This is a genomic window from Falsiroseomonas stagni DSM 19981 (assembly GCF_900114315.1).
Classification (GTDB): Bacteria; Pseudomonadota; Alphaproteobacteria; order Acetobacterales; family Acetobacteraceae; genus Falsiroseomonas; species Falsiroseomonas stagni.
The window spans coordinates 1-7,846 of sequence record NZ_FOSQ01000024.1; the positions used below are offsets into that span (position 1 = coordinate 1).

Sequence of the window (7,846 nt, forward strand, 5' to 3'; positions counted from 1 at the left end):
TCTGCCAGTCGCGATCCCGGTAGCCGTTGCGCTGCACCAGGCGGTCGGGGCTGCGCTCGCCATGCGCGGCGCCGGTCACCTCGCCCACCTCCAACTCCATCAGGCGCTGCGCGGCGAAGCCAATCATCTCGCGCAGGAAGGTCGCGTCGGAGCCCTTCTCGAGCATCTGCCGAAGGGCAATCTTGTCATCGGTCATCGCGGTCGCTCCAAGGTCAGGGGTTGCAGGTCTCGACAACCCAACCCTACCGAAGATCACCGCGGTGGCCGCCCGGGGCGCTCCGCTCCGCTCAGCCATGGGGCTTCGCTACGCGCCCCGGGCTCTGGACCTCCTACACCACCACCCGGGACACGACCCCGATACAGCGAATCAGGTCACAGCCGTTCTGAACAGCCGAATTTCCGCAGCCTGCTAACCACCTTCACCGCCCCAAGCTTGAACTCGCCGCTGAATGTTCTTCGTCCCATTCCAGGGCCTCCGATCGAGTGAAAACCGTATCCAGGTGCGCCTCATCCCGCATCCTGGTCGGGTGACGCACTGAGCTCGGCGACCGTGAGCGGTGCTTGCCACAAGCCGCGACGCGTGGAGACCTGGGTCAGGTTCTCCAACTCCGCCGCAGTTGCCGGATCACGCGCGAGTTCAGCGAGGCGATCCCCAAGCGCAGCAAGATGGCCGGCTGTTGCTGGAAGTGCCGTGCCCCGACGATCATGCAGAGGAAGAGGACGACGAAACAGGCTGTCTGCGAGGGCTCTCCCGAACAGGACCTGGAGCAAATCGATGCCAGACGGATGCCTGACACCGAAGGTCACGTGCATGCTGGCTTCGGTCTCCGCCATCGCACTATGGTACCAGCCATGAGGCAGATAAAGCACGTCGCCTGGGCGAAGAATCACCTGGCTGAGTAGTTCGCCCTTTCGGCTATCGGGATTGCCGGGATGCGCGGCTCTCTCGATGATCGTCCTTTGGCCAGTCTGCTCACCCTCACGCGGCCACTCCTCGCGCGCCCGCCAAATGTTCCAGATCTTTTGCCCGGCTGCCTGCAGTATCCATACGTCATGGGTGTCGCAGTGCGCCTCCAGCGCCTTGCTCCCCTTCTGGGAGATGTAGATGTTGGCCCATGATTCCGCGAAGCCGGCCGCCAAGAACATCCGCTGAATGACACGAAGGCCAATGGTGTATGTTTCTACGCCATTCAAAACGACACTCGCGCCCTGTGCTATCCAGAAGCGAACGCGATCTGCATCCGGCCGGAAGATGACGTCTCCAGCCCTCGTGCGTACCGTATAGCAATACTGCTCCGTGGGGACGCGCCGGCCAGAGAAGAGAAGTTGTAGATCCTGGTGTGCCCAGATGTCCGCCGTTGCCAACGCTTCATCGATGCTGTGAGTGGAAAGCAGTTGACCGAAGCGATGAGGATGACCCGTGAGGTGAACCGGTTTGGTGTCGAGGTAGGAGTCGAGGAAGTGGGCCGCGGTCAGTGGAGCAAGAAAATTATCAAACTGCATGACGATGCATCCTTGGCGACTTGATTTTTCGAAGCGAGAGGAGCCGCCCAATCGGGCGGCGACCTGACCTTGGGAGCGCGTTGCCTCGCCCCGACTGAAATCCGCCTTTGGCGCGTCACCACCACAGTTGAATTCGCGCGAAATCGAGAAGCCGCCGCGTTGCAAGCCACCAAACAGGACGCTGGCCGGCATCTAACCGGGCTATGCCAGTCATGCCGGGCCGCCACCATCCCTCAGCGCTGTCGACCTGCCCGCGGACAGTAATGGCATTCTCACCGCCCTGAAGGCTCGCCATTGGCACGATGTGCGAGACCCGAATGGCCGTGGCGATGGCCGGTTGGCCGACCAGCGCGACCTCCCCCGTAGTGCCGGGATGGATCAGACTGATGTCCGACTCATGGACAAGGATGTCGACGTAGATGCCCTCCCGGCCAGCAACCCTGAAGCCCGGTTCGCCGCGGCGCAGGGGTGCGCCCAACTGCTGCGGAAGGTCGCCCTCCACGACCAGGCCATCAATGGGTGAGCGAACCTCGGCGGCGGAGATTCGGAAGTCTATATGCTGAAGTCTCGCTCTCGCCTGCTCCACCTGCGCAAGCGCGATGCGCATATCGGCACCCGCGCCGGACGCCTGATGCTTCTGTGCCTCACGCTCATATTGCGCGACATCCGCGAGGGCGCTCGCGCGTTCCAGAAGAAGCTCGCGCGTCTTCAGGCGGAAGAGGACTTGCCCGACGACGACAGGGTCGCCCACCTTCACCAGCACCGCGTCGATGAAGCCGTCGAAAGGAGCGCCAACCTGTGCAAGTTGATCGGTCCTCAGCACGGCCGGCGCATGCACACGGTGTTCAAGAGGCATGATCGCCAGCCCGACGAGCGCACATAGGGCGACTGCCGCCAGGAAAGACCTTCGCAAAGTCAGACTCTGCGCAAAGCGGAGGCTGTTCGCAGTCTCGCGCCAAAGCCGCGTGGCGAGCAGGCTCTCCGCCTCATGGTAGGCGATCAACCGCGTCACCGCCTGGTCCGCGAGAAGACGAAGCAGCCACAATTGGGGTTCGGAGAGCGGATTCTCTGTTCCCTCCATAACGAGGGCGCCGACGAAATCGCCTCCTATCCCAATAGGGACAACGACAACGTTTGAAGCACCGCTCTCTCGTACATAGGCGGTCAACGACCAAGCACGAGCGCCATCCCCTGACGGCAAGGGCCACATCAACTCGCGTCCCTGTTGGGCTGCCTCGTCCACGGCCTCTTCCATCAACCGCGCCAACTCTGTGCGGCGCGGTATTGAGTCCATGTGGCTGACGGCAACGACTTTAGCCCGCTTTCCCCGCCGCCAGCAGAGTGCGACCTGAGACGCCTGCATGTAGCTGCAAAGCGCGTCGACCATCTGCTGCGCGGCAACCCTGAATCGCGCAGCACGATCAACGCGGCCCACTATGTCGATGATCTTGCCAAGGCGCTCATTCTCCAACTGCGTGGAGGTGAGTGCGCCGCGAAGCCTCATCGTGTCGGGGGCTAACTGAACCAGGGGCCCAGCGACAGAGACCGCGCGCGGCAAATCGGGTGAGTCTACGGAAACCATGACGACAACACTGCTGCCTGGCCGGTCCGCACCGAGCGTAAGGGCGATGACGGCGCGCCCTGCGCCCGCGCTTCCACCCCGTATGAGGCAGGCAGCCTCGGTGACGGCCCGATCGGCGATATCCTCGAGCAGGGGGGCGCCAAGAGTCAGTACCTCGGCGGTGCCGTCGGTTCCGCTTGCCGCGCGCCACTGTCCACCTTGCGCGCTGCGGGAGAGAAGGATGGCGGACCTTGCGTCGAAGAGCGCACGGACACTCGCCAGCATGGCCTGACTGTCGATCGCATCCGGGTCATCGCTGGTAGCGAAACGAACGAGCAGGCTGCTGGGGAGGGCGAGCGATTCGTCGGTGGCCTGCATGTTGATCACAACCCTGCTTCTTCGAATTGCAGATCGCTCACGAGTACCGCCCGTCTCGAGGCGACGCCCATCCTGGCGTGTCGCGCTTGCGCAACGCTCAATAGCAACGCTCCAACTCTACTCGCGATGCTCGGAGGGAACAGACAAGCGCATCTGAGAAGACGCTGAAGGAGAGGCGCCTTGGCGGTATGGAAAACACGATCATCGGGAGAGAGGAAGCGACGAGATGATCCTGGTTCACCCTGCCTAGCGGCCCTGCCTGCCATCTGCCGATCGATGCGCGACAGGTCATTCACTTCGGCGAGGATGACATGCAAGCCACCTGCGGCAGCCACGGTCGCCGGCAATCTGATGTCGGTGCCACGACCCGCCATGTTGGTCGCGATCGTTATTGCCGTCGGTTCGCCGGCAGCGGCAACGACCGCGGCCTCGACGGACTCATCCGACGCGGTCAACAGTCTGTACGTCCCACCTATACGATGAATTAGGAGGGCCATTCTCTCGGCGGTGCCGATGGTTCTGGTGCCGACCAGGACCGCACGCCCCTGCGCGGCGATGGAGACGGCTTCTGCTGCGACTGCCGTGAGTTTCACATTCTCGTCTGTCAGGAGTTGCAGTGGGAGGTCACTGCGTCTGGAGCGAAGATGCGAGGGAATGCGTACAACCGGCATCTGGTAAATGAACCAGAACTCCTTCGCCGCCTCCGCTGCGGTGCCTGTCAGGCCTGCCAAGCGCGGGTAGGCCCGAAAGAACCTCTGAAAACTTCGACGCCCGGCGATCTCAGACAAGGGGGTTGGTTTGAGCCCTCTGGCGATCTCAAGTGCCTGGTGGAGGCCATGGGACAAATGACGCCCCACGGCGCGACGGCCGGTCTGCTCGTCAAGCAGGATCAACTGCTCCTTCTCGATGACGAAGTGCCTGCCTTGCTCGAGAAGACAGCTTGCCGTTAATGCGAGATTGACAAGATCGACGACGCGCGTCGGCGACGCCCAAGGGGGCCTAAAGTCGTCGACGTATTCAGTGGCCACCTGCACGCCCAGATCATTCAGTCGTACGCGTCTGACTTCGGGATGGAGGTCAAAGTGGACCTTCTGCTTCAGTAACCCGGCAATCCGAACGGCTTCGCGTATCGCGTCCTCGAATCCTGCTAGCGGTTTCTCCGTTGCGATGATCAAGGGCGTGACTGCGTCATCAATGAGCAGACTGTCTGCTTCATCGACAATCGCAACGCCGAGGCCACGACCGACTTGGCCGCTTTTGGCGCCCCCTGAGGACAGCATCTGCAGGCAGAGCGCGGTCGGCGTCGGTGTTCCGCCGAGGCTGATCTCGTCCCGAAGTACATCTGCCAGCAGTTCCTTCGCTGTGGTGTAAACGATATCCGCCGCGTATGCGGCAAGCCGAGTCGCCGACTGATCCGCTTCGCCGATTGATGCGACGCTCAGTCCACACGCAGCATAGAAGGCCGCAAAGAAGGTGGCATCGCGAGTGGCCAGATACGTGTTGCTCGTGAGGACGTGACAGGGCGCGCCAGTCCAAGAGGACATCACAGCAGAAAGCGCGGCCGTCAGGCTCTTCCCCTCTCCCGTCTGCATCTCCACCAGACAGCCCCGGTCCGTCGCAAGCGCTCCCATGATCTGGACGGCATAGGGCCGCATGCCCGTTGTTCGTGATGCCGTCTCGCAGATCAGAGCAAGAGCCTCATCCTCATCAGCAATGCGAAAGGAACGTGCCAGCACGATGCGGTCTCTCTGCTCACGCATCCGCCGCTGCAAGTCGAGTTGCGATAGATGCTGTAGGCGTTCGGACATCGCATGAATGCGGACGGCCTTGTGGCGCAAGCCCCGCGCCACCCACCACCTGAGTTGGAGGTGACGTTCGGCCCTCCATGCAAACGCCTTGAGGCCGCTGGGCAGCGGGGCTTCTGCATGATTCGAACCGGCCATCCGGCGGAGGGGAGCAATCACAGACGATAACGCCGCTGAAAGAACTGTCGTGTGGCTTCAAGCCAGCGCGCGCCGAGGCTGCGGTGGGGTAATGCGATCCGAACCCAGCATGAGCGGCGATGGACAAGAAAGGGATGATCGGGTCCACTGATCCGCCCTTCGATCTGGAAGATAGGTTCGACGCTCGCAGTGCCAGTTGGATCGTGGCCAGAAACCGCAATGTCGCCCCCGCTCGCTGAACCGAGAGCCGGATTGGGGAGTCTTGTTATGGCGAGTGGCACCATGCGCAGGTCGTGCAGATACATCATCGTTCGAGCGTCGCCAGAGCATCGGACGGTGCCCGTGAGATCGGCTACGCTGGCGACACTTGCTGATGCGCTTTGCGGCACAACAGCGATCAAGCGATAATCACCCTCGGGAATCAGTGTCCCGAGTTCGGTACCGCGCTCGACCCAACCATACATATGATCGTGAACAGACGGTGCCGCCCAGTATCCGTCCGCGGGCGCGCGGACGAGCAGAAAGGCGATGTCAGCGTCCGTCTGCCTCAGCGCCTGCTCCAGTGATCGGCGGCGCTCCCGTATGGGGTCTAGATCCGCCGTCCCGCTGGCGAGAGCGCGCCGCTCCATCATTCCATTGCGGGTTAGCTGCAACTCGATTGTCCTCCGTTCCAGGGCGAGTTCAGGATCTTCGAGCCTGACAAGTGGCTCGCCAGCCCGGTGGAGCATGTTCGGGCGTCCGATGACTTCGACAACGCGGCCGGCGGTACCGGCTGAGACTTGCCTTGCGCCGATGGCTGCGATGCTGGCGGGGAGGGTTTTCCAGTCGGGCAAGGGACTGAGTATGAGCGCGCACACCAGTCCCACCGAGATGCCGCCTCGCAGCCATGCGCGCGCCGGAATGGAAGACACGTCTGCCCGGCTCGTCCGCCATGCTGCCAGCATCCGGAGCGCCGGCGGTCCTGATGCGCTGAGTGCCAGAATGACTGCGGCAAGCAGCCCAAGTCCGAGATACTGATCGGCGATGAACAGCACGATGCCTCCGATCGCGAAGATCCTGTAGCCGAGGGCCAGACCACCAAACGCGGCAAGCCCGGGATGATCGACGACGACGTCATCCTGATCGCGGCTGGTGGGCTGACCGAGAAAGAGCTTCCTCACCGCATTGCCGAAGGCGGCCGAGGACTGAGCCGCCAGGTTGGGAACATCAATCAGATCGCTGAGGATGTAATAGCCATCGAATCGCATAAGAGGGTTTGCATTGATGACGAATGCATAGATTGCCGATGTAAGCATCAGGCTGAATGCGGCGTCATTGACTGGTCCTGCCGGTGTCGACGACCACGCGAGCGTCGCCAATGATGCGACGAATACATCGACAAGCATGCCGCCGGCACCAACGGCGACCCGTGCAGACCTGCTACGAAATCCCCAGGCGGAGCTGACATCCGCGTATGGGATCGGAGCGAAGATGAGAAGCATGACACCAAGCGTATGCACGGCGCCACCATGACGACGGCACATGCCTGCATGGCCCAATTCGTGTAGTGCCTTGGATAACGTGAAGGATGCAAACAGCAGGATCGGACTTGGTGCTGCAAAGACTGCGCTGGAAGCGTCGATCACACTCTCCCAGCGCTGGACGAGCGTTGAAAGGGCGAGAAAGGCGACAAGGCCCCATATCAGCAAACCGACCGGCCCAAACACGATGCGGAGCAGGGGCGCCACTCGCCGCAACGCGCGATCGGGATCGACAAGCGGTACCTGCAGGAACAGCAGATTTTGGGCCCGTTGCAGGGCGGGCTTGCGCAGCCGGCGCTGGCCCCTGTCTGCCAGCCGCGCGCTGTCAATAGATGTGGTGATTGCCAGCAGATTGCGGCGGTAGAGTGCCGAGATGAGCTGTACCACCCGATGCTGGGTGAGCGATCCAATTTCTCCCCGATCGTAGGCTGCCTGCCAAGCTTCCCCGACGGAGCGATGCGAAGGAAGGGACGCGATGAAGCGCCAGCCATCAGCGCGAAGTCGGGCGAACTCATTGCTCATTGGATCGTGCAGCATATGCCACGTCTCGCCGCCAATCTTACGCGTTGAGACTCTAATCCGGCTGTGAATTCTGATCTGCAGCCCGCTAACATGGAGCCAGCGATCGCTGAACATTCTCGTTCCCCTGCCACGCCGCCCACCGAACCAAGGCAGAGCGCGAGACACGCAAAGCGTTTCCCAATAACAAGCGTGGCTCAACAATTACACGCGATATGAAGATCATTTTTGTAGAGACGTGTCGACAGTGGGGCTTGATCAGACGCGCGCTATTGCGTGCGAGTCCTCTTCCTAGGAAAAAAGGAAGCGCAATGCGGCCGTGATCGGCTGTGTCTGCATGCTAGCGTAAACCGCAGACGATGCGGTCCGCTCGCGTTCGTGATGCGCGGTCTGACTGGTTGAGGGATGTTCTGCTGATGGCG

Annotated in this window: 5 protein-coding genes; all 5 read right to left on the reverse strand. The window is 61.9% G+C overall.

Annotated features, from left to right (window positions below; all coding sequences use genetic code 11):
* Positions 1–196: transposase (locus BM041_RS28630; RefSeq protein WP_175534235.1), on the reverse strand; the 196-nt coding region annotated here is incomplete at its 3' end.
* Between the two features lie 311 nt (positions 197–507).
* Positions 508–1,695: a JmjC domain-containing protein gene (locus BM041_RS28635; RefSeq protein WP_092963344.1), complete on the reverse strand. Its 1,188-nt coding sequence runs from the start codon at positions 1,693–1,695 to the stop codon at positions 508–510.
* Entirely contained in the window at positions 1,619–3,442 is a 1,824-nt protein-coding gene (locus tag BM041_RS28640) for an efflux RND transporter periplasmic adaptor subunit (protein WP_139226224.1), read from the reverse strand. The genes BM041_RS28635 and BM041_RS28640 overlap by 77 nt, the downstream gene beginning before the upstream one ends.
* Before the next feature lie 5 nt (positions 3,443–3,447).
* Positions 3,448–5,385, reverse strand: a complete 1,938-nt coding sequence (locus BM041_RS28645) for a preprotein translocase subunit SecA (protein ID WP_092963346.1) — start codon at positions 5,383–5,385, stop codon at positions 3,448–3,450.
* A gap of 17 nt (positions 5,386–5,402) precedes the next feature.
* Positions 5,403–7,541 carry a hypothetical protein gene (locus tag BM041_RS30290; protein WP_139226225.1) on the reverse strand — a complete coding sequence of 713 codons (2,139 nt, stop codon included), beginning with the start codon at positions 7,539–7,541 and terminating at the stop codon, positions 5,403–5,405.
* Positions 7,542–7,846: the final 305 nt, after the last annotated feature.

Excerpts from the sequence above, each read along its gene's own strand:
- BM041_RS28640 (WP_139226224.1), bottom strand. The coding sequence starts at position 3,442 with ATGCAGGCCACCGACGAATCGCTCGCCCTCCCCAGCAGCCTGCTCGTT.
- BM041_RS30290 (WP_139226225.1), bottom strand. The coding sequence starts at position 7,541 with ATGTTCAGCGATCGCTGGCTCCATGTTAGCGGGCTGCAGATCAGAATT.
- BM041_RS28635 (WP_092963344.1), bottom strand. The coding sequence starts at position 1,695 with ATGCCGGCCAGCGTCCTGTTTGGTGGCTTGCAACGCGGCGGCTTCTCG.
- BM041_RS28645 (WP_092963346.1), bottom strand. The coding sequence starts at position 5,385 with ATGGCCGGTTCGAATCATGCAGAAGCCCCGCTGCCCAGCGGCCTCAAG.